Source organism: Fodinibius sp. (assembly GCF_034521915.1).
Classification (GTDB): domain Bacteria; phylum Bacteroidota; class Rhodothermia; order Balneolales; family Balneolaceae; genus Fodinibius.
Genome location: NZ_JAXHLU010000010.1, coordinates 66,632 through 88,777 on the forward strand (window position 1 = coordinate 66,632; position 22,146 = coordinate 88,777).

At 41.9% G+C, this 22,146-nt stretch carries 20 protein-coding genes; 12 read left to right on the forward strand and 8 right to left on the reverse strand.

Annotated features, from left to right (window positions below):
* Positions 1-272: 272 nt before the first annotated feature.
* Complete coding sequence (locus tag U5J89_RS07295) at positions 273-638, reverse strand: DoxX family protein (protein ID WP_322574949.1); 366 nt, start codon at positions 636-638, stop codon at positions 273-275.
* Positions 639-1,010: 372 nt separating this feature from the next.
* Here U5J89_RS07295 and U5J89_RS07300 point away from each other — a divergent pair, with 372 nt between their 5' ends.
* Complete coding sequence (locus U5J89_RS07300) at positions 1,011-2,291, forward strand: hypothetical protein (protein ID WP_322574950.1); 1,281 nt, start codon at positions 1,011-1,013, stop codon at positions 2,289-2,291.
* Between the two features lie 633 nt (positions 2,292-2,924).
* Here U5J89_RS07300 and U5J89_RS07305 read toward each other — a convergent pair.
* On the reverse strand, positions 2,925-3,293 hold the full coding sequence (locus U5J89_RS07305; protein WP_322574951.1) for a response regulator: 369 nt from the start codon (positions 3,291-3,293) through the stop codon (positions 2,925-2,927).
* A gap of 389 nt (positions 3,294-3,682) precedes the next feature.
* Here U5J89_RS07305 and U5J89_RS07310 point away from each other — a divergent pair, with 389 nt between their 5' ends.
* Both U5J89_RS07310 and U5J89_RS07315 read left to right on the forward strand, forming a co-directional pair.
* Positions 3,683-4,285: a YceI family protein gene (locus U5J89_RS07310; RefSeq protein WP_322574952.1), complete on the forward strand. Its 603-nt coding sequence runs from the start codon at positions 3,683-3,685 to the stop codon at positions 4,283-4,285.
* Positions 4,286-4,421: 136 nt separating this feature from the next.
* A complete protein-coding gene (locus U5J89_RS07315) occupies positions 4,422-4,982 on the forward strand; it encodes a YceI family protein (RefSeq protein WP_322574953.1) in 561 nt (186 codons plus the stop codon).
* Between the two features lie 25 nt (positions 4,983-5,007).
* Here the strand turns inward: U5J89_RS07315 and U5J89_RS07320 are convergent, their stop codons facing one another.
* The 3 genes from U5J89_RS07320 to U5J89_RS07330 are packed head-to-tail and all read right to left on the reverse strand — an operon-like array spanning position 5,008 to position 8,192.
* Positions 5,008-6,366: a sigma-54 dependent transcriptional regulator gene (locus tag U5J89_RS07320; protein ID WP_322574954.1), complete on the reverse strand. Its 1,359-nt coding sequence runs from the start codon at positions 6,364-6,366 to the stop codon at positions 5,008-5,010.
* 3 nt (positions 6,367-6,369) lie between these two features.
* Complete coding sequence (locus U5J89_RS07325) at positions 6,370-7,674, reverse strand: two-component system sensor histidine kinase NtrB (RefSeq protein WP_322574955.1); 1,305 nt, start codon at positions 7,672-7,674, stop codon at positions 6,370-6,372.
* A gap of 44 nt (positions 7,675-7,718) precedes the next feature.
* Positions 7,719-8,192, reverse strand: a complete 474-nt coding sequence (locus U5J89_RS07330) for a DinB family protein (RefSeq protein WP_322574956.1) — start codon at positions 8,190-8,192, stop codon at positions 7,719-7,721.
* A 354-nt stretch (positions 8,193-8,546) separates the two neighbouring features.
* On the opposite strand from U5J89_RS07330, the gene U5J89_RS07335 reads away from it, so the two are divergent.
* The 3 genes from U5J89_RS07335 (at position 8,547) to U5J89_RS07345 (ending at position 9,346) form a co-directional block, all read left to right on the forward strand.
* Positions 8,547-8,780, forward strand: coding sequence for a helix-turn-helix domain-containing protein (locus tag U5J89_RS07335; protein ID WP_322574957.1), 234 nt, complete (start codon positions 8,547-8,549; stop codon positions 8,778-8,780).
* A complete protein-coding gene (locus U5J89_RS07340) occupies positions 8,716-8,955 on the forward strand; it encodes a hypothetical protein (protein WP_322574958.1) in 240 nt (79 codons plus the stop codon). The genes U5J89_RS07335 and U5J89_RS07340 overlap by 65 nt, the downstream gene beginning before the upstream one ends.
* A 97-nt stretch (positions 8,956-9,052) precedes the next feature.
* On the forward strand, positions 9,053-9,346 hold the full coding sequence (locus tag U5J89_RS07345; RefSeq protein WP_322574959.1) for a hypothetical protein: 294 nt from the start codon (positions 9,053-9,055) through the stop codon (positions 9,344-9,346).
* A 570-nt stretch (positions 9,347-9,916) separates the two neighbouring features.
* On the opposite strand, the gene U5J89_RS07350 is transcribed toward U5J89_RS07345, so the two are convergent.
* A complete protein-coding gene (locus U5J89_RS07350) occupies positions 9,917-10,489 on the reverse strand; it encodes an NUDIX hydrolase (protein WP_322574960.1) in 573 nt (190 codons plus the stop codon).
* A gap of 78 nt (positions 10,490-10,567) precedes the next feature.
* Here U5J89_RS07350 and U5J89_RS07355 point away from each other — a divergent pair, with 78 nt between their 5' ends.
* The 4 genes from U5J89_RS07355 to U5J89_RS07370 all read left to right on the forward strand — a co-directional run bounded on the left by U5J89_RS07355 (position 10,568) and on the right by U5J89_RS07370 (position 18,740).
* Positions 10,568-11,158, forward strand: a complete 591-nt coding sequence (locus tag U5J89_RS07355; RefSeq protein WP_322574961.1) for a CDP-alcohol phosphatidyltransferase family protein — start codon at positions 10,568-10,570, stop codon at positions 11,156-11,158.
* 164 nt (positions 11,159-11,322) lie between these two features.
* A complete protein-coding gene (ftsY, locus tag U5J89_RS07360; protein ID WP_322574962.1) occupies positions 11,323-12,276 on the forward strand; it encodes a signal recognition particle-docking protein FtsY in 954 nt (317 codons plus the stop codon).
* Positions 12,277-12,413: 137 nt separating this feature from the next.
* Positions 12,414-15,497 (forward strand): CHAT domain-containing protein, encoded by a 3,084-nt coding sequence (locus tag U5J89_RS07365; protein WP_322574963.1) that lies wholly within the window; start codon positions 12,414-12,416, stop codon positions 15,495-15,497.
* 384 nt (positions 15,498-15,881) lie between these two features.
* Complete coding sequence (locus U5J89_RS07370; RefSeq protein WP_322574964.1) at positions 15,882-18,740, forward strand: CHAT domain-containing protein; 2,859 nt, start codon at positions 15,882-15,884, stop codon at positions 18,738-18,740.
* Positions 18,741-18,873: 133 nt separating this feature from the next.
* Here the strand turns inward: U5J89_RS07370 and U5J89_RS07375 are convergent, their stop codons facing one another.
* Positions 18,874-20,586, reverse strand: a complete 1,713-nt coding sequence (locus U5J89_RS07375) for a M28 family peptidase (RefSeq protein WP_322574965.1) — start codon at positions 20,584-20,586, stop codon at positions 18,874-18,876.
* Between the two features lie 20 nt (positions 20,587-20,606).
* Complete coding sequence (locus tag U5J89_RS07380) at positions 20,607-21,365, reverse strand: segregation and condensation protein A (RefSeq protein ID WP_322574966.1); 759 nt, start codon at positions 21,363-21,365, stop codon at positions 20,607-20,609.
* A gap of 152 nt (positions 21,366-21,517) precedes the next feature.
* On the opposite strand from U5J89_RS07380, the gene U5J89_RS07385 reads away from it, so the two are divergent.
* Positions 21,518-21,859 (forward strand): hypothetical protein, encoded by a 342-nt coding sequence (locus U5J89_RS07385; protein ID WP_322574967.1) that lies wholly within the window; start codon positions 21,518-21,520, stop codon positions 21,857-21,859.
* The gene (locus U5J89_RS07390; RefSeq protein WP_322574968.1) at positions 21,840-22,064 is read left to right on the forward strand and encodes a hypothetical protein; all 225 of its coding nucleotides are present in this window, start codon (positions 21,840-21,842) and stop codon (positions 22,062-22,064) included. Before U5J89_RS07385 ends, U5J89_RS07390 begins: the two co-directional genes overlap by 20 nt.
* The last annotated feature ends 82 nt before the right edge of the window (positions 22,065-22,146 follow it).

The following is a 22,146-nucleotide window of genomic DNA, read 5'->3' on the forward strand; positions in this document are numbered from 1 at the left end:
AAAATACTTTTTTACCGGCTTTTCGTTTCACATATCCGTTATAACGGTGTAAAAACAGTTTTTAAAATGTAAAAACCTGATAATAACAAAATGAATACACCACAAGCTGGGGTAATAAATTTAATAACTGCATTACTTATTTAATGATTTATTATCAACCGGATATAACTTAACTACTGTGTTCAAATGAAATATCTTCCTACTTATTTAACAAAAAAAGACCCGCAATTATAGATTGCGGGTCTTTTCTACCAATATGTTGTGGTTTAACTTTAAATCTCGTCTGTCACTTCAGCTTCCGTTTGGCCGGCAATAAACCAAGCTCCACCTGCCAATGCTAAATCTTTAAGCAGGCTGGGCATACTGGATTGCATTTCACCACCAACTACAGCCGGCAGATGTATAGCTAACACAAAAACAAGCAACATTACACCCAGCAATATTGCTGCTAATCGTGCCTTCTTTCCAATAATCAGAGACACACAGGCAGCCAGCATAGCCAATCCCGTTAAGTACACCCAGAATACTCCTCCCGGAAGGGGTACCATTCCCGCCATTTGTCCTGCATTTACAAAGTGCAGAATTCCAAACACTCCAAATGGCAACGCATATAAATAACGACCTATCTTAGAAAACATAATAATGTATCCTTTTAATTAAGGTTGAAGTATACAAACTTATAAAAATATAGTTTAATGTTAAGGTTTTTAGTTTTGAAGCCTGCAATAATGAATAATAAAGAGATATTTTCAACCTTATGCACATCTGCAAGCATACCCATCATAACCTAATGCAATAATGCAATAGATTGATATTCTGCTTTTAGGACTCCTCTTTAATCCAAAAAAATATTTCTTATTTTAGCCCTTCATATCATTTAAACAGATATTTCACAAATCAATTAAAATAAAATTGAACTAAAATACTCTTTTGGAACAGAACTTGCAGGTACTATACATGAACAAACAACTATAAATCTTCACAATCATTAATTAACCAGAGGTTCTATTATGAAGACGTTACAACACATAACCAAGTCGTTAAGCTTGGTATTACTTTTAATCTTCGGGGCTGTCGGAATTGCTTCTGCTCAATTCGATCGGGATATGCAATATTATACCAATCCTGATCAAACGGGGCTAAACCAATTTGAGGCACCCTTTGAAACAGACGTCGAATTTGACGGACTAAATGTCCGGCTTGGCGGCGCCAATACGCTACAATTCCAGGGTATTTCCCATGACAATGATGCGGGATCCCTTCCGGAATTAGAAAGCAATTTTAACTTGGCTACTTCTAACTTAGATTTTGACGTAGCCCTTGCAAATGGCCTGCGCATGCACTTGCGAACATATCTATCCTCCCAGCACCATGAAGACGCTTGGGTAAAGGGTGGATATATACAGGTTGATCGTCTTGACTTCATCAGCGAAGGATTTGCTTCCGGCCTGATGGAAAATCTACGATTCAAGGTAGGACACATGGAATTAAACTATGGTGATGCTCACTTCCGACGAACGGATAACGCTGCTGCTATCCATAATCCATTCGTAGGCAACTACATTATGGACTCCTTTACAACGGAGGTTTCCGGTGAGGTTTATATCCACAGCAATGGCCTCTTTGGTATGCTAGGCTTAAGCAATGGAAAGCTAAACCAAAGCACTATGAAGTCAAATTCCAGTGTCACATTTTACACCAAGCTGGGTATTGACAAGCAAGTAAACGAAAATCTTCGTTACCGCTTAACAGGTTCATATTTAACCAGTGGTGAATCTGTATATCAATATCTATACCATGGAGACCGTGCTGGATCTCGCTACTACAACGTCATGGATGACGGTTTCACGAGCGGACGTTTCGCCCCCGGATTCACGGTATCCTCATTTGCTCCGAATGGACCGATTGCCGGTGAAATGTCTGCAATCATGATCAACCCCTTCATTAAGTTTGGTGGACTGGAATTCTTCGGACTGTTCGAAACCACTTCCGGTCAGCTGGCTACTGAATCCAGCGATCGTTCTTACAACCAATACGGTGCTGAACTGCTCTACAGATTCGGAGCCGAAGAGGATGTATATCTTGGAACCCGCTACAACCTTGTAGACGGATCTGATACCAATCAGGAAATTTCCCGATTCAACATAGGCGGCGGTTGGTTCTTAACCAAGAACGTTCTCGCTAAACTTGAGTATGTAACACAATCATACAGCGGTGACGGCTATGCCGGAACCAAGTATGAAGGTGGCGAATTTAACGGCGTAATGCTCGAAGCCGTAATTAGCTTCTAACAAGTATTTAACCATAGGAGCCTAGACTTATCCTTAAGTCTTAAGTTCCGATCCCCTGATGCGGTGTTGCCAGTGAAACGGCAACACCGTTTTTTATTTGTATTCGTTTGTGAAATAGCTATGTAACGTTCTTCAAACGATCATTAACAAAATAGTTGCCTATTGAGCCATTAATATTTACCTGCGGATAAAAGCAAGTACCAAAGAATCACCCGCGGATAAATCCGTGGGCTAAAATAGCCCTATTAAAGCTCACTTTAGTGAGCTTTCTGGGTTTGAACAATAGCCTGATGATTCATCTTCAGGCGTTGGGTTGGAAAGCTTTAAAAAGTACTTTCGGACCCGTTGATTTTATAAGAGGCCTTTCAAAACCCTACTTTCATCACCCCTTGTCCCGCCCATGCGGGAAATATAATGCAGCCTGCCTGCGCGGAGCCTTTCAGTATATGGCAATCGTGTTGAAAAATCTTCGGTCACTTACGCTTCATCGCACAGCCTACACCTGCGTGCCGAAGCACTTTAATGCATAGGTACGTAGCCAAGCTACTTTAGCGTAGTAGGGTTCGACATAACTACAGGGAAAAAATATGAACAGTTATCATACCTAAGTTAATTCGACTCAACTTACTTTCGTTATTGACGGATGGGAGAGAGGTGATAGTTGATCTTGTCGATCAGCTCTTTAAAATCAAGGGGCTTAATAACAAAGTCATGCGCTCCGTCGATAAGCGCCTTTTGAGTTACCTCAATCTCAACATACGAGCTCATCACAATTATCTTAACCGCTGGATATCTTGCCTGTAGAAAAGAGAATAATCCATTACGGTCGAGTAGCTGGCTGTCTACGATGATCAAATCAATAGTTTTGGTTGTCAATACCTTTTGAGCTTTTGATGCGTTACATGATGTATAACACCGAAAGCCCTCTTCGCTCAGGATAAGCTGCAAAGAGTCACGCACTACTTCTTGTTGATCAACAATAAGAATTGAATGAGGCTTCATGAAAAGCAAAGTGGTTGACATTACTACGTTATTCATTATTAGTAATGCAATTACAAGACCACTTTTGCTATCAACGGCAAATTGATTAATTATAGCCTTTAAATCATTTAAAGACGGGTTATTATATTTCAAAATAGCAGCCTGTCATAACAGTTTGCAATGCTGCAAGAAGGTTAATAAGGTACTTTGCATTACTGCAAGTATATGTGTTTTAAACACATGCATGAATTCTTTCTATATTGTTTTGAGCATAATAAAAGTGGGTATAGTAAGATCTAAGTACTCTTTTTTAGTAAAAGATAGCATAAATAAAAGTTTGGAACGATCGTTGCAGTATTAATTACTGACAATTTACAATAACCCATTAATCACAGTTAAAAGGGGCAACTATGAAATCTTTATTTACCAGTTTTTTAATCTTTTTATTCGCTATATCAGGCAATGTGCTGGCACAGTCTGATTCTTATGAAATACTTGAGAAAAGCACAATACAAGTTGAGGGAACTTCTACCCTACACGACTGGACATCCGACGTGGAAGAGTTTAGTTCGTACATTAAATTTAATACAGCTGCATTAGAAGGGGATACCTTAAGCAATCCAGTGAAATCACTTTCACTCACCATTCCGGTTAAAAGTATCGAGAGCGGGAAAGGAGGCATGAACCGAAGAACCTACGATGCACTTAAGTCTGATGATTTCCCCAACATAATGTTCCAAATGAGTTCTGCCGAGCTGATTAACGCCGACTCTGCTATGACATCTATAGAGCTTAATGTGGAAGGAAATCTGACTATTGCCGGAACAAGCAAAAAGATTTCGCTACCCGTTACTGGTACCAAGCAAGATGACGGTTCGTTTAAATTTACCGGCGAATATGAAATCAACATGAAAGATTACAATGTAGATCCACCATCAGCCATGCTCGGAACTATTAAAGCTGGAGAAGTGGTTACAATACCTTTTGAAATCTATGTAGCTAAATCCCAATAAAGACACATTAATGCGTCCCGCTACATCTTTAATGTCCTCCTCTATATTGGAACTTGTTAGATGGCAGTCTATGCTGCTGCTAACTCCTTTAATAATTCTTACTAATATATCCCCAAGCGGGGCGCAATCTTATCTTTTGGATAACGTCATCATTGAAGAAGGAGGAAAAGTTTGGATCGAAGGCGAAGCCGGCATGATAAGCTACCAATGCAATGCCGAAAACCTATCAGGAGTGGGTAAAGTCAACAATACTAATAGCTCCCTGGACAATATTACCCAAGACGACGAGCAAATTGAGATTTCAGTTTCCTTACCGGTCGAGTCCCTTAGTTGTGGCAAACGTGCTATGGACAAGGACATGTATGAGGCACTTAAGTCGAATAGTTATCCCAACATCAGTTACAAGCTTTTAAGTGCCCAACTGGCCGAGAATAATAGTGATACCACAGGATGGATGAACATTCATACCAGAGGTATTATGGAAATTGCAGGCGTGCAGGATACCACTTCTTTTATGGTGCAGGGAAAATTATTGAGTGAGAACAGGTTTCAGGTCAAAGGATCCAAGCACATCCATATGGATACTTACAATATTGAACGTCCCACAGCTATGCTGGGGCTTATCAAAGCCAGTAAAGATCTGAGCGTTCACTTTGATGTGATTGTGCAGCTTGAAGATACAACACAGACAAAATAGTTAATCAAGTGTTTTGTAAAGCCCTCTAATCATCAACGCCCAGCCGCTCCATTTTACGGTACAGGGTAGAGGGATCGATACCCAGCAGGCGTGCGGCCTCAGATTTATTCCCGTCCGTCCGTTTTAACACGCTTTGTATGTGATGTTTCTCAAAGACCTGAATGGCCTCATCCAACTTATCGCTATCCATTTGAAAGTCTTCACTATCTGATGATTCTTTAAATGAAGCCGGAAGGTCTTCAAGCGTTAGAAAATCACCATCACTTAACAGCACAGCCCGCTCAATTACATTTTCAAGCTCGCGTACCTGACCTTTCCACTGATAGGCCATCATGGCACCCATGGCCTCACTGGTAATCCCTTTGAGGTTGCGTTTAAGTTCTTTATTGTATTTCTGTAAAAAATGATGGGCCAGTAGCGGTATATCTTCACGCCGCTGCTCCAATAGTGGAAGAGAAATTTCAACCACATTTAACCGGTAGTACAAGTCGTCCCTGAAATTGCCCTCTTCAACCTCTTTCTGGATATCTTTATTCGTCGCTGCAATAATCCGGGTATCAAACGATACCATCTGATTGGAACCCACCGGCTTTACCTCTCGCTCCTGGATAACGCGCAGTAAATTTACTTGAAGATTTAGCGGAATCTCGGCTACCTCATCCAAAAAGACCGTGCCGCCATGTGCTGCTACAAATACACCGTCCTTATCAGCATTTGCTCCAGTAAAGGACCCTTTTTTATGACCAAATAGCTCTGACTCTACCAGATTTTCGGGAATCGCGCCGCAATTAATAGCTAAAAAAGGTTTGTTAGATCGGTCGCTATTGGAATGTATAGCCCGCGCAACCAACTCCTTCCCTGTACCGCTTTGCCCGGTAATCAACACGTTGCTTGTTGCTTGGCTAACGCGCTCCACCATTTTATACACTTTTTTCATGGCAGAACTCTCACCAATTATATGGTTAAAGTTATACTCCTTATCGATCTGCTCCCGCAAATATTTATTTTCCTGCGCCAGACTCTTCTGTTCCAGTAAGTTTTTTATCCGGATGAGCACTTCATCAAATTCCAGCGGCTTTAGAATATAATCTGCAGCCCCTTTGCGGAGTGCCTGAATAGCAGTTTCAATGGTACCATGAGCCGTAATAATAATGGTCAACGTATCCGAAGAATGCTTTAAGGCGTATTCGAGTACTTCAATACCGTTGGCTTTCGGCATTTTTAAGTCGGTGACAATTATATCATAGCTCGCCTTATCTATTGCATCAATAGCCTCACTGCCGTCTTTTACCGCTGTACAGTTATATCCTTCATCCTCCAGCACTATGGTCAGTGATTCCCTGATGCTGTCTTCATCGTCTGCAATTAAAATCGATCCGTTCATATATTAACTTTTAGTCGGTAGATTGATAATAAATGTTGTTCCTTCCCCGTAGTCCGATTCCACTTGAATCGAGCCGCCAATTTTGTTGATAATACCGTGACTGACCGAAAGCCCCAAACCGGTTCCACTTCCTACTTCCTTCGTTGTAAAAAATGGTTCAAAAATACGAGATTTATGTTTTTCTTTAATTCCTTTTCCAATATCCGATACCGTGAGTTTTGCCATTCCATCCTGTTCCTCGGTTACGATTGTCACCTTGGGATTTTCTTCGTCCTTCATGGCATCAACGGCATTCAACAAAAGATTTACTAATACTTGATGAATTTGATCAGGCACACAGGAAACCTGTGGCAATCCGGGGAAAAGATTCATCTCAAAATCCACATCGCGACAGCGGGCATCGTGTTTAAGTAACCCTACTGCCGACTCGATAATTTCATTAATCTGCACATTTTCGGCCTGCATACTCGAAGGACGCGAAAAGTCAACCAGGTCGCGTACAATTTTATTGATGCGCTGGATATGGTCACGCACTTTTTTTAGTTGATCTTGAATAAAATCATCATCCGTCTTTCGCTGGCAAACCTGGACAAGTGAAGAGATTGCCGTCAGCGGATTACCGACCTCGTGAGCCACGCCGGCAGCCATATGTCCCACCGTGGCAAGCCGCTCAGATTGCTGGATCTGTTCTTCTTTCATCTTTATATCCGTCAAGTCGCGTAAAATCTGGGAGCGCCCCACAATTTCATCGTCTTTATTGAGAATAAAAGATTCCGTCAAATTAACCAGCTTCTTTTCACCCGTTTTTGTTAGTCGTTCTGTCTCATAATTGGTGACATTCCCTTTGTACTTCATCCCAAATTCAATGCACTCCAGCTCCTGCATCTCAATAAGTTCATCGGGGATTATTTCGGTTATCTCTTTTCCAAGGATCTCTTCACGCTGCCAACCGAGCATATCCTCTGCTCCTCTATTCCAGGAGGTTATGGTATTATCCAGATCAATAGAAATAATGGCATCGGCCGAATGCTCAATGATATCACTGTAACGCATTTTCGTGGCTTCGAGCTGATCCTCGTAATACTCGCGGTAATTGTACACAGTCCATGCGGCCCAAACCATCAAAAAGAGAGAAACAATAACGCCTCGGCTAAAGTAGAGCCACTGCATGGTATCTTGAGACGTATTCTTAAATAAGGTTTGGTCAATAATTTCAAACGCACCAAATACAATCCCTATAATAATAAGAGAGGTAAAAAGCAGATATCCCATCCGCGCTTCGCGCAAAAAACGAATAATCTCTTTCATACCACACTCACTTTTATCTTTCTCATGGTCAATAAAACAATTAATTACCAGCTACCCAGTAAACGTCGAATGAGCACTATCTGACCAATATGATATGCATTGTGATCAACTATAAGAACGGCCTCTCGGAACAATGTCTGCCCGTCGCCATAGGAAAAGGGCTGTTGTACATTATTTTGGGAATCCCGTATCATCGCGCGCATCTCTTCAATGCCGTCTTGAACCGCCTGCACAGATGACTCAAACTGTTCTCTATTATCAGGCTTCGACTTTTCCGGCCAGTAATCATCGGGCCAGTCGAGCGCTTCATAGTCGGGATTTTTGCAAAACTCCAAGATGTCATTCTGTGCAATTCGAATATGCTCGATGAGCTCCCAGATCGTGTGGGGAACATCCTCAACACGAATACCCGCTTGCTTAAAGGTTAATCCCTGCACCGCTTGATTAAAATCAACATGCGCATTTTTGCCCTCAAGCTGCTCAAGTAATAATGTTTGTACTGTTTTATCTGATCCCATAATCTTATGCTCTGATCAAAATTCTTCAGACCTTTAATGTAATAACCGCAGATCAAAAGTCCTCATTCCGAAAATAGAAGACGCAGAAAATTGAAGAATGGAAATAGGAAAATAGTGCTGAGAATGGAGTTAAAATAATAAGAGCCCCGCATTTGCAGAGCTCTTTTTCAATCAACTGTTTACAATATAATGGAATTACCCCATACGGAACAAGTATTTCTGATATTTATAGATTAATATATAACTAATATATAATTAACAGTAAATAAACTTTATCCATTATATAATTGTTATTAGCTTTCATAGGGAATCAATGCTCATGTAATTCTAAACAATTAATATTTTTTGTGCTCTATGCCTAAACAAATCGGCAACCTTACACTTTATTCTGTTGATGACCTGCATGAACAGCTGGGACTCAGTAAAATGACGATCCGGGCCTATCTGAGGGAGGGGAAAATACGCGCCCGCAAACTGGGTGTTAAATGGTATGTAACCGAAGAGGCTTTACGGGAATATTTTAATGAATCCTCCGGGTGGATCCAGTCCCCAGAAAAAGAAACCCAAGAATTACCGTTATGTTGTTAAGGGGATTAACGATTTAGTCAGTGAGCAGGAAGAATGTGAAACGATCGACGAGACTATAGAATGTATTGAAGAGCAGGCTATCATAAGTCTGTTTCAAGTGGCCATTCTTGACAGGGAAACCGATGAAGTCGTGGAACTCATCAAAGCGCGCGATTTCCTGGATCGTCACAAATAATTTTCGTTGATCACTCAATCCCCTCAATGGGTATTTATCAAAAAGAGACTTATGTTAAGCTTCTCAGTAAAAAACTATTTTAAACTGACTACCTGCTATGCTTAAAAAAGACGATACTAAACTCGAAATTTTTGGATTCGGAGACGATGACAGCGAAGAAGATACCTTTTACTGTTTAGTAAATACTACCAAAAGCCCGGATGGGATAAACCTGGAAAAGCTTTCCAACGCCGATCCCCGAAAGTTTGACGAAGTACTCAACGAAATGGGCTGCATCTTGCTGTTGCGCGGCGATGAAGTAGAGGAGCTAATCAACCGCGGCGATATAACGGATACGAACTTACATAAATCGCTGTACGAACTGGCTGTTGAAGAGGACATTATCAGTTAATCCGAATTATCCCGGAGGTGGTATAATGTATAGGGAACTTTGCAAAATCCCATCATGTCATGATATCCCGATAAGATTTCGGAATCAGTATCTGTAATTATCGTCCTTTAAAGAGATTCTTATTTTAGACCCTGAACCAAATTCAAGGTGACACAGCATTTTGCAAAGCTCCCTATAACAGAAACGATTCAAAAAAATTTTAAGCTTTAAATCCCCAACGCCTAAAGATAAATCATCAGGCTATTGTGCCCCCGAAGCTCACTTAAGTGAGCTTTTATAAAAAAACTTTAGCCCACGGATTCATCCGTGGGTAACTATCTGAGATAGAGCCATCGGGGTATCTTAGCAGGAATCGAAGGTATACAAAATAGCTTTATTCGTGAATAACCAACCGCTTCGTCGCTGAACGCCTACTAGGCCGAAGCACTTGGCTGCGAAGGCCGTGCTATGAAACGTCGGCGACCTTTACTCCTTCCCAGAGGGAAAAATGACTTTTTTGCGAAACTCCATCGCTCATCTATTCCGACCATTAGGACTCAGGTACCTAGACCATTTATCCATTGAAAACTGCTAACTTTCCACTGAAAACGGCCCCTCTTGCTGCCACCAGTGCCAGGCACGCAGAATAGCAACCATTGTTTTTCCATCTGATATTTCGCCATTATGCACCATCTCTACAGCTGTTTGAAAGGGCAATCGCTCTTTAATTAAAAACTCATCGTCATCAACCTGCTGCTCAAATGAGGTGATATCCCAGGCGGTATAAAGATGAATGATTTCATCGGAATAGCCGATACCCGGATAATAATGTCCGATATATTGAAATTGCTGACACGTCAACCCCGCTTCTTCCTGCAGTTCGCGCCGAGCCGTGGGGCCGGCTTCTTCATCGGGGTCAATTTTACCGGCGGGCACTTCGTAAAAAATCTGCGCCATCGGATATCGAAACTGCTTAACCATCATCACGTCTCCATTTTCAAAAATGGGCACGACCGCCGAGGCTCCGGGATGCTTAATCCATTCCCGAGTTGAAGTAGTTCCGTCAGGCAGCTCCACTTCATCAAAATAAACATGAAGCAGGCGTCCGCTAAATACTTTTTGAGAATTAAGTCTACGTTCAACAAGTTTATCAGAATCGTACATAGAATTTTTTTTATGTATCTTTTAACTGTTCAATCAAGACGGTATAGGCGCGAATTATAACAAACAATTAGGTTTCCATTGTCAGAAACATTTAACATAGATCACAAACAGATAGACGTTAAACAGGACCTGTTTACATGGTCAAACCTGATTTCACTGTCTCGCATTTTAATTGTTGTACCCGTTGTTTACCTGCACTACACCAATGGCCAGCAAATTACCTGGCTCATTACTGCACTTGTAATATACGGTATTGTATCTGATTATTTGGATGGTTTTGTTGCCCGAATGACCAACCAAGTTTCGGAATGGGGTAAAATTCTCGATCCTGTTGCCGACAAATTTTGTGCTTTTTTCTTGTTTCTTTATGCCACCTACATCGATATTATTCCGCTCTGGTTTTTCCTGCTCGAAGTCGGTCGCGATGCCGTCATTGTAATCGGATCAGCATATATCCAGCACCTGCGCGGCAAAGTAGCCATGGCTGTTATGTCGGGCAAAATAAGCGTTAATGTATTGGGGCTATACTGGATGGCCGCCTTTTTCTTTCCACTGGAAATAGAGGTACATTTTATGCTTATGGGTGCTTCGGTAGCCCTTATGTTTTACTCCTTCTTTGATTATCTTTATCGTTTCAATCTTATTCGCAAAGGAGTGGAATTTAACTGAATTTATTATTGATTTTGATGTCATTTCGAATAGAGTTCTGTCGCATCTAACAGACAGAACGAAATGCTGAAATCTGATCTGGGCAAAAAAGATTTCTCGACTTCATCCGCAGCAAGCGGATTTCGTTCGAAATGACAATCTACTTTAAATTTATAAGAATAATTATGGGTTTTTTAGAAAAAATTGGTCTCAAGAAAAAGGAGAAAGTCGAAAAGGGGGTTGAAAAAAGCCGCTCCGGCATCATGAAAAAGATCGGCAAGGCCATTGCCGGCAAAGATACCGTAGATGCCGCCGTACTCGATGAACTGGAGGAGATCTTAATCACCTCTGACGTAGGTGTTTCTACCACCCTCGAAATTATCGATCGCATTGAAGCTCGCGTTGCTCAAGACAAATATCTCAACAGTGATGAGCTGCAGCGTATCCTGCGAGAAGAAATTATTGGACTTCTCAAAGATCATTCGCCCGATAAACCCGCTGCATTTGATGCTGAATTTCCCGAAAAGCCTCACATTGTAATGGTAGTAGGCGTTAATGGAGTTGGCAAAACGACCTCCATCGGCAAGCTGGCCCATCTTTATAAAAAGGCGGGCAAAAATGTAATGCTGGGCGCCGCCGATACATTTCGGGCAGCAGCCGTTGACCAGCTTAAAATATGGAGCGAACGCGCCGGAGTCCCCATCATTGAACAGGGACAAAATGCCGATCCCGCGGCCGTTGCTTATGACACCGTGGAATCGGCCAAGGCTAAAGACGCCGATATTGCGTTAGTGGATACCGCCGGACGTCTGCACAACAAAAAGTCACTAATGAACGAGCTGGCAAAAATTAAACGAGTAATGGGTAAAGTGGTCGAAGGGGCACCCCATGAGGTACTGCTGGTCCTAGACGCATCCACAGGACAAAATGCGATGCAACAAGCCAAAGCTTTTACCGATTTTGTAGACATTACCGGCCTTGTGCTCACCAAGCTGGATGGCACCGCAAAAGGTGGAATCGTTATTGGCATATCAAACGAACTGGATGTGCCCGTGAAGTATATTGGCGTGGGCGAAGAGATCGAAGACCTACAAGTATTTGATCGGGAGCTGTTTGTCAATTCCATGTTTAAGGACTAAAAGCTTCCTTTGCAAAAAATCGCGTATTCGTATCACTGTATAATTTCTTGATTTTTATTTTTCAACTTTTAGTGATACCCTTTGTCTGAAAGATCTTTTTTAGCCAATTCTTTTAGAATAGCTGGTATAAAACGGCAATGACTGCTTATCGCGGCATTTTTTTATCTCTTATTCTACTGCTAACTCCTTTGTTGGGATGGGGCCAAGAACGTATGAAGCATAGTCCTGCCGGTGAACCCCTCTTGCAAAAGGGAGATTCTTTGCAACATGCAGCCCGCTATGACTCTTCTACCCATTATTATCATCAGGCAGCTGATTTTTTTGAGGAGCATTCCGACATAAAGGGACAACGCGACGCGTTTTTCCAGATCAGCCTAAATAAGGCCGACCAAGACGATCTTATGGCCGCTGCAACATTTCTTGAAGAAGCCTGGGGGTTATCTGCTAAAAACTTTCCCGACGATAATATTTTCAAGCTCCGCTATTATCATCAAAAGGGAGTTTTAGCAGAGGCCAAAGCCGAGTATCAAACCGCACTTGATTGGTATCAAAAAGGGCTGGCACTCGCAGATTCGGTCGAGGATGGCACATTATTTAGAGTCCGAATGAATACCGGTATTGGAGAAGTATATTCATCAGAGGGAAACTACAAGCAGGCTATTACCCAATTTTCAGATGCCCAAAATACCTATCACCGCAGTGGACTTGAGGATCAAGCGTTGTTAAGCCGAATTTATAACGGGCGCGGTACGGCCCATCAAAAAATGGGACAAAATAAACAAGCACTTAAATTTTTTCGACTTGCTCTTGAGATAGATAAGGATCGACTTCCGGATCCCCATCCCGAACTGTCCATTCTATATAACAATATGTCACTGGTGTACTATTATCAAAGTGATTACCAGCGGGCACTTGAATACATGATGAATGCAACCAATGTGTTGGCCTCTTTTCATGGAAAAAACCACCGTCTGGTTGCGGCCGGATACAACAACATTGGAGTCGTCTATTCCCAAATGGGGGAGATGGAGCAGGCCGCCAAATACCTTGAGAAATCATTGGAAATAAAAGAAAAAGTACTTGGATCTAACCATCCTGAAGTCGCTGTCGGATACCAGAATCTGGGTGCCACATACTCAGATATCGAACAGTATGATAAAGCCATAACCTACTATCAAAAGTCAAAAAATATCTACCAAAAGCGTTTCCCCGATGGTCATCCTGAGCTGGCCAATGTTTATGCCAATCTGGGTCAGGCTTATGAAAAGAAAGAAGCTTATAACAAAGCGCTCGATTTTTACTTTCAAGACCTCGATATCAATCGTCGGATGCTTTCGCCCAATCATCCCTTTATTGGAGACACCTACTCTAAAATCGGCAAAACGTATGCCGGAATGGGAAATTATCAACAAGCACTTAATTATTACCGTCAGGCGATGAAAGTGCTTCTAACTAATTACAGATCAGAAACTCCATTCCAAGAACTCTCACTCGAAAATGTTGTTTATCCCGAACTGCTGCTTAACACTCTGCGATTTAAAGGGGAAGCGCTCTACGAGGCAGGCAATCAAAATGGAAACCCAAAACAACTCGAACAATCCCTGCAAACCTACCTGCAGGCCGTGGGTTTTATCGATGAACTTCAACGATCGCTGGACCGCGACAGATCAAAATTTTTACTTCGGGAGCGCACGGTTGATATCTACCGGAAGGGATTCAAGACTGCTCATACTCTCCTTCAACAAACTGGGGATACAGACTATAAGCATCACCTATTCCATTTTGCTCAGAAGAGCCGAAACCAGATTCTGCTGGAGCAAATACAGAAGCTTGATAATCAAAAATTTGCGCAGATTCCCGACTCACTTATTGAGCGAGAAAACAAATTGCGCGCATCCATTACAGATTTCCAACAACAGCTTTCGGGGTTTACAGTTCGGGGAATGGCCGGTGATTCCCTGACAAGGATATCTCTGCAGGATTCTCTTTTTCATGCTCAGAAATCATTACAAAATCACATTCAAAAGCTGGAAAGTAGCTACCCCAAATATTATGGACTGAAATTTAAACCACCTGTTGCCAAAATTTCAGAAATACAGCAAAACCATTTAACTCCCTCTCAAACGTTAGTCTCGTATTTCTTTGGGCAGGAATCTCTGTATGCGCTTGTAATCAGCAGGGAATCTTTTGAAATACAGGAGATCAACGCCGACTCACTGCTGGATAAAACCATTTCCAATTTTCGAAATACAATCCTCGAAACCACTTCGGTGGATACCTTTGCAAATCAAAGTCATAGGCTATATCAACAACTTATTGATCCTATAACAGATTATATTACAGGCCAAAACCTACTCATCATCCCCTCGGGTCCGTTACACTATTTGCCTTTTGAAACGTTACTTACCCAGCCGATATCAGATACTAAAAAGAAACGATTCCATAAGCTGCCATACCTGATCAATAAGTATAATATAAGTTATGCGCCTTCGGTGGGGTACCTGGAACTTCGTGCCCATCAGAAAATATCTCCCAAAAAGAAAACACTTGCAGCTTTCGCACCTGACTTTAAAAATATTACAGCTTCCCAACGCCGGGAAGTTTACCCCGGGAGTAGTCGTCCTATTTCTCCGCTTCTTTTTAACAAAATAGAATCACAATATTTGGAAAAGCTGTTTAACAGACCCGATGGATTCTTTTCTTTTCTCAAATCAAAAAAAGATGAGGCTGACTTATTTGTCGACGAAGAAGCCACCGAATCAACATTCAAACAGGCGTCTCTTAATCAGTATCGGTATATTCACTTAGCTACCCATGCCTTTCTGCAGGAGGAACAGCCCGAACAGTCCGGAATACTCTTTTCACCGGCCGACGAGCAGGAAGATGGTATGCTCTATGTCTCAGAGATTTATAACCTACAGCTACAGTCTGACCTTGTTACGCTTAGCGCCTGTAACACCGGCATGGGTAAACTTAAAAAAGGAGAGGGTGTCATAGGTTTAAGTCGCGCCTTCCTATATGCAGGAGCCCGAAACTTGCTGGTATCTCTTTGGAGGGTAAGCGACAGATCTACAGCACAATTAATGCGTAACTTTTACGCCCGGCATCATGATGGTGTTGCCATGCCCAAAGCATTACAAAAAGCCAAGCAAATGATGATCAATCAAGCTGAATATGCCCATCCTAAATACTGGGCACCGTTTGTTTTTATCGGTCAATAAAAAAGCCACGCCTCCGAAAAGACATGGCTAAAAAATAATTCCCTGGTTTACTTATATGACATTACTTGTATCTTCATCGTCATCATCTGTTGTATCATCTGCCGGATCGGGAATGGCCAATGAAAATTGGTAAAGTTCTGGATCAAACATAATAATCTCCTGATTATATTTTGGTTAATTGTGAATACCCCTCCTTATCGAAGAAGCACTTAAATATTTTATAATTCCCACTCAACCCCAAACTTTTTATCTTTTCATAGATTCTGTGTATATATTCATGGACTTAACTTTAGAAGTAAAACCATTGTGTTTTACACTGATTATTAGGGTATGAAACGGCTTCTCATTTGCCTTACATTTTTTATTTGCCTCCCTCTATCAGGTATGGGGCAAAGCATACAGCTTGCTGACTCTCTCTTCAAACAGGGTAAGGAATATGACAACAAAGGAAAAATGGCGGAGTCAGAATTCTATTATCGTGAAGCCTATAACTTATACCGGCAATTCCAGGATACGGCTTCTTGGCTGAAAGCCGGAAAAGAATATGCCAGCGCTATGGTCTATCGGTCTAAAAACGAGCAGGCTATGGAACTGTATAAGAAACTCTTAGAAGTTGACCATCCCGCCAATGACACATACAATCGAGGCGACCTTTACACTAGTATGGGGTGGTCGTCTAACAGAATGGGAAAGACAAATCAGGCCCAAAAATATTATGCCAAAGCTCTGCCACTAGCTCAAGAATCGGACGACAGCCTTTTAATCGGGACGGTCTATAATAATTTGGCAAGTGTCCACTCTCGCAGGGGTAACCATTCCAATGCCCTCAAAAACTATCAACAAGCCCTTAACTATTATACAAACAAACGATTCAGAGCCATTGCCTTATCCAATATCGGGGGCGTTTATGCTGAGCTCTCTCTCTATGACAAGGCCTTGGAATATTACCATAGAAGCCTGAATATACGCCAGGAAATTGATAGCGTGCATCTGCTTGCTAATATCTATAACCGTATTGGAGCGGCACAAAGAAACCTTGCCAATTACGACCAGGCATTGGTTTCTTACAAACAAGCGTTAGATAATAGCCGTCAGGCTTCCACCCCTCAACTTACTGCAACCATCCTTAATAACCTCGGAGTGCTTTATAAAAAGCTGAGTGAATACGATAAAGCCATCGATTATTACGAGCAGAGCCTGACGATGAAGAAGGAGATTTCCGGACCACTGGATATTGCTACAACGACCAATAACATAGGTCAACTTTATTGGGAAAAGGGTAACAAGAAAGTAGCTGCAGATTACTATCGCAAGGCGCTCAAGCTTCGGGAACAGGTTGGCAATCCTTATGATATAGCTACTTCTTTATCCACTATGCTCCGCTTAACTGTTGATCAAGAAGATTATAAGCAGGCTACTACCTTTGCCAGCCGACTGAAAGCCATGGGCGATTCCACCGACAGCTATGACATGCTGGAAAAGGCTACAACCTATTTAGGCAGAATTGATCGTGCCAAAGGTCGGGATCAAGAAGCACTGAACCATTTTAAAAAAGCATACAGCTACAGTCAATATTTACCAGGCAGAAGGCAGCTTACCCCGCTCAAAGACCTCAGCCAACAATATCACCAAGTAGGTTCAGACAGCTCTATTATCTACGGACAAAAAGCTATTAATATCATTGAAGAAAACCGGGCAAATGCCGGAGCCCTTTCTGATTTTAAATCGGGCTATTTTGTCAAGCATTCCGATTTTTATACCGAGGTGGCCTCGTGGGTATTAATCTATACTTCGGATGTTGCCCGGGCTTATAAACTGGTTGAACAGGCCAAGGCAAGAGCACTCATCGATGAGTTGGCAAAGGCCTACCAAAATATTGATGAGCAGCTACCCGAAAAAGTTCGCCTCGAACGCAATCAGAAAAGAAAACAGATTGAACAGCTTTACAGTCAGCTCGAAAGCGCCATTAATACTCAAAAACGAGAAGAGCTCCGAAAAAAAATTCGGGACGCCCAACTTGCATATGCCTCCTACGAAAATGAGTTGCGGAATAAACATCCCCAGCTAAAATCTCTGCAATCTCCAAAACCGATAAGTCTTAGACAAGCCCAAAACAGCGTTGACGAGCAAACCGTTATCTTGGAATATGCTCTGGCCGGCAACAAGCTATTGGCTTTTTTAATTAGTCAAAGTAAAGTGCGAATTGAAACGCTGTCACGACCCGGCAATAGTGAGGAACTTGCTACACAGCTCACTACTATGGTAACTGATTTTAAGGATGCTATTCTTTCAAACGCTCCGCGTACGCGGTTGCGATCCGAATCTGCGGCACTTTATGAATTCCTTTTAAAGCCCTTTGAGAATGATCTTGACAACTATTCAAACCTGACCATTGTTCCAGATGGTGCGCTTGCCTACCTGCCGTTTGAGGCTATTTCGCAGGGCGACCAGTATCTAATAGAAAATTATAACATCAAATATATACCTTCTCTTACCAGCCTTACACTTTTAAAAGATCCGGAATCACTAAACCGGAAAGATTTACTTGCCGTTGCAGGCTCCAATTTTATAGGTAATAATGAACGTACTTTGCAACGAAGTAATCTGAGCAACCTGCCGTCTACACTTATCGAAGTTGATTCCATTGCCACACATTTCCAGAACGCATCTATTCTAAAAAATGAACAGGTATCAGAAGAGGAACTGAAAAATTTATTGCGACAAAATAACTACCAATACGTCCACCTGGCTACACATGGCATTATTGATGAAAATCAGCCCAATCGCAGCGGTTTGGCACTTTCAACCAAAAGCAAAATTTCGGCCTCATCCACCGAGGATGGCATGCTGCGGAGCTCCGAAATTTTCGGGATGAATATTAACTCGGATATGGTCGTACTCAGTGCCTGTAACACGGGACTTGGCAAAATGGTTGACGGAGAGGGCATGCTGGGCATGCAACGATCTTTTTTCTATGCCGGCACCTCAACGGTTGTGGTAAGCCTGTGGAATGTGTACGACCGATCAACAGCATCATTTATGAACGAATTTTACAAATCACTTCTTCAACAAGACACAAGCAGAGGGTGGATTGATAGTGCCCTTCGCTGGATTGGGTGGGACCAATCTATCCCTTTTGGAGGCAAGGCTAAAGCCATGCGCGAAGCCAAACTCAAAATGATTAAACATCCCCTGTTTAATCATCCGGTTTACTGGGCGCCTTTTATTGTAGTAGGCCGGTAAAGATGTTAAGGTTAGATAATAATTTGGATAAGGAAAATTATAACCCCGATTAACAGATTACCAGGACAAGCTGTCTAATCCAAAATATTTTTTCCGACACCCTAAAATCCTTTCGCATCTTGACTCAAACTCCCTAATTATCACTCTTCGTAATCTCAATAAACTGCTGATTGTCAACAGCAGGGGCATGGTCGGCATTGGCAATCATAACGGTCGTGGCATACATCGTACGCAGAATGCTTGTCATTTTTTCAAAACGGATTTTATGTACTTCATCTGATGGACGGTGATAATCTTCATGGATACCCGAAAAGAAAAAGGCAAAGGGTACTTTTTTACGGCCAAAATGCCAGTGATCACTTCGCCGATAAAACTGTTGGGGATCGTTCAAATCGTTGTACCTTTTATTCAGCTTTATTTGTCCCGATTCCTGATTGGCAACTTTAATAAGGCTATCCAGATCCGAAGAAATCAGTTCCGCGCCAATGATATAGGCATACTTTTCAATGCCTTTGCTTTTGTGGGTCGAATCTACACGGCCAATCATGTCGGTATTCAAATTTGCCACCGTTTTTTCCATTGAAAACACAGGGTGGTCGGAATAATACCGTGAACCAAGCAGTCCTTTTTCCTCGGCAGAGACATTCAAAAATAAAATAGAGCGCTTGGTTTTTATCCCGTTCCTTTCAGCTTCAGCAAATGCTTTGGCAATATTCAAAAGCCCTATTGTTCCGCTTCCGTCATCGTCTGCGCCGTTGTAAATACGATCACCGGTAGAATCCGGCTCTCCGATACCTACATGATCGTAGTGGGAAGTCAGTACCACCACTTCATCTTTTAATTCCGGATCGGCTCCTTCATAAAAGGCCAAAACATTTTGGGAACTAATGGTTTCTGTGGAGGAATAAGGAATTTGTGTCAATTCATAGCTCAGCTCTTTGGGCTGAAACTCGGTAATATTTTCGACCAGCTTCTGACGATACCCTGTTATTTCTTCTACAGAATTCAATCCCAATAACTTTGCAGCTAATGCTGGGTTTATCACATTATATCCACCGCTAAATCCGCTTGAAGAACTCCCACTTTTGTCCCGATAAGCCAACCTCATACGTCCGACTTCTCCAAAGCTGCCCTGCATTTTTTGTGCTATTACATCAAATTCTCGAGGTTCCTTAGCCGGTATAATCAAAATTCCCTCCGCTCCCTGACGCATTATCATCTGAAATCGTGCCCGAGCATCTATCTTGGGATTAATAAGCGTATCCCCATCTACAACGTTTGGGGTATTTTGAAATACCATGACCCACTTATCTTTTAGATCAACACCATCCAAATGGGCAACATCGTGTTCCTTATCATTGACACCAAAGCCCGCAAATACAACTTGTCCTTTTAGAGTATCAGTACCACCAAAAAGTTGTGCGAAATTTGCCGTTTGGTCGCTGCTGGCTACCGATCGATCAACCTGTACTTTTGTAGAATCATTCTTCTTATACAATTTAAAAACAATGCTGTCACTTTTTGATGCATTGAGGTTAAAGCTCTGAAAATAACTGCCGTTATCACCAACCGGGGCTAATCCCAGCTGCTCATACTCTTCGGCAAGAAAATTTGCGGCCTTCTTTTCGGCAGGCGTACCCGTTTCGCGTCCTCTCATAGAATCATGTGCAAAAGCCATCAGATGGGACTTTAAATAATCCGTCGATATTTCTTTTTGGAAACCCAATAATTGCTCAGTGTCGGTAATAGGTTCCGAAGATTGATTCTGGCTCGACGGCTCAGATCCCGCACAGCTTGCGGTAAATATTAATAGTCCAATAAGAACAGATTGCAAGTGCAATTTCATAAGTAACGCTATTTTCTTTATTAATTCTGATTAGTTTCAGGTGTGCCAATAATTTCATCAACCGGCTTTAAATCCAGATAAAACTCCGTTGGATCATCATCTTCTATATACAAGTTGATCTGACGCTCTTTGAGCATCTCCAAAATCGCCAAAAAAGTGACGACGATCTTTGTCAGGTTTTGAAGTTCATCACACATCGCCCTAAAAGAAGTGCGTCCATTTTGCTGCAGGCGATCCAACACATACTCACTCTGCTCTTCAATGGTAAATTCTATCTTTTCGACATGGTGCACGCTTTCCTGTTTTTTGATATCGGCCAATACCTTCTTAAAAGCCGCCATCAAATCAAACATGGTTACATCCTTCAGGGCTTCGCCGCTGGCCTGCTTATCCACTTGGTCGACCTCAGTATATCCGCGAAAATATGATTTCTGTGCTTCTTCAGCCACATCTTCCATCTTCCCGGCCATCTCCTTGTAACGCTTATATTCGAGCAGGCGCTGTACCAGTTCGTACCGGGGATCGTGCTCATCGAGCTCTTCATCGGATTCTTCCTGGGGAAGCATCATCTTGGCCTTAATCGACATTAGCATGCTGGCCATCAAAATAAACTCGCTGGCGACATCTAAATCCAGCTCTTCCATTAAATTAATATACTCCAGGAACTGATTGGTTATATAAGAGATGGGAATATCGTAGATATCAAGCTCATCGCGTTTTATAAAAAAGAGAAGAAGATCGAGTGGACCTTCAAAATTTTTAAGTTGAACTCGATACATTAACCACCGTTCGGATTTGGGCTTTCCAAGTAATTTTAATGGGATAAAAAGAAATTATTCATAGCTTTTCTACTCAAAGTTAATGTAACTGTTGTTTATTGCCTAACTTTTTATAGTTTTTATAACAACATTGGCTTTTTGAATAATAGACTATGGACTACGCGAATTTAGTTTCAGCCGTACAAGAGAACAACACGCAAGAGGCAAACAAAATCATAGAGGCGCTCCGCCCAAGGTTAATAGCATTTCTTCGCATTCACATGAACGCAAATCGGTCTGATGCCGAGGATTGTGCACAGGATTCTCTTCTTACTTCGCTTGAGGTAATCAAGGAAGATCGAGTAAATAACCCTGATCAGGTGGTTTCATATATTCTGTCGATATGCAGAAATAACTACCTGAAAATGCAGAAGAAAAAACGCCCTGAGGCAACGGATGAAATCCCCGATGAATCACCAACAGGCCCCTACACAGTTGCAATCACTGCTGGATGAAGAACAGGAACGCCTGCTTGAGTATTGCTTAAGTCAGCTTAAAGAGAAATACCAGGAATTTATGCAGTATTGGTTTGATCATCCCGACTCACATGCTAAAAAAGTAGCAAAACACTTTGATATTAGCGTTAACAACGTTTGGACGCGGAAACATCGGCTTATTCAAAAGCTTAACGACTGCTACCAAGAAAAAAGTAAATTATAATGTAAGGATTGGGTTTCTCAAGGGTCTTACATACAGACCTTGAGATATTAAGATGGTTTAACACTATTTAAAGCACATAATT

Excerpts from the sequence above, each read along its gene's own strand:
- U5J89_RS07295 (WP_322574949.1), bottom strand. The coding sequence starts at position 638 with ATGTTTTCTAAGATAGGTCGTTATTTATATGCGTTGCCATTTGGAGTG.
- U5J89_RS07300 (WP_322574950.1), top strand. The coding sequence starts at position 1,011 with ATGAAGACGTTACAACACATAACCAAGTCGTTAAGCTTGGTATTACTT.
- U5J89_RS07305 (WP_322574951.1), bottom strand. The coding sequence starts at position 3,293 with ATGAAGCCTCATTCAATTCTTATTGTTGATCAACAAGAAGTAGTGCGT.
- U5J89_RS07310 (WP_322574952.1), top strand. The coding sequence starts at position 3,683 with ATGAAATCTTTATTTACCAGTTTTTTAATCTTTTTATTCGCTATATCA.
- U5J89_RS07320 (WP_322574954.1), bottom strand. The coding sequence starts at position 6,366 with ATGAACGGATCGATTTTAATTGCAGACGATGAAGACAGCATCAGGGAA.
- U5J89_RS07325 (WP_322574955.1), bottom strand. The coding sequence starts at position 7,674 with ATGAAAGAGATTATTCGTTTTTTGCGCGAAGCGCGGATGGGATATCTG.
- U5J89_RS07330 (WP_322574956.1), bottom strand. The coding sequence starts at position 8,192 with ATGGGATCAGATAAAACAGTACAAACATTATTACTTGAGCAGCTTGAG.
- U5J89_RS07335 (WP_322574957.1), top strand. The coding sequence starts at position 8,547 with ATGCCTAAACAAATCGGCAACCTTACACTTTATTCTGTTGATGACCTG.
- U5J89_RS07340 (WP_322574958.1), top strand. The coding sequence starts at position 8,716 with ATGAATCCTCCGGGTGGATCCAGTCCCCAGAAAAAGAAACCCAAGAAT.
- U5J89_RS07345 (WP_322574959.1), top strand. The coding sequence starts at position 9,053 with ATGCTTAAAAAAGACGATACTAAACTCGAAATTTTTGGATTCGGAGAC.
- U5J89_RS07350 (WP_322574960.1), bottom strand. The coding sequence starts at position 10,489 with ATGTACGATTCTGATAAACTTGTTGAACGTAGACTTAATTCTCAAAAA.
- ftsY (WP_322574962.1), top strand. The coding sequence starts at position 11,323 with ATGGGTTTTTTAGAAAAAATTGGTCTCAAGAAAAAGGAGAAAGTCGAA.
- U5J89_RS07365 (WP_322574963.1), top strand. The coding sequence starts at position 12,414 with ATGACTGCTTATCGCGGCATTTTTTTATCTCTTATTCTACTGCTAACT.
- U5J89_RS07370 (WP_322574964.1), top strand. The coding sequence starts at position 15,882 with ATGGGGCAAAGCATACAGCTTGCTGACTCTCTCTTCAAACAGGGTAAG.
- U5J89_RS07375 (WP_322574965.1), bottom strand. The coding sequence starts at position 20,586 with ATGAAATTGCACTTGCAATCTGTTCTTATTGGACTATTAATATTTACC.
- U5J89_RS07380 (WP_322574966.1), bottom strand. The coding sequence starts at position 21,365 with ATGTATCGAGTTCAACTTAAAAATTTTGAAGGTCCACTCGATCTTCTT.
- U5J89_RS07385 (WP_322574967.1), top strand. The coding sequence starts at position 21,518 with ATGGACTACGCGAATTTAGTTTCAGCCGTACAAGAGAACAACACGCAA.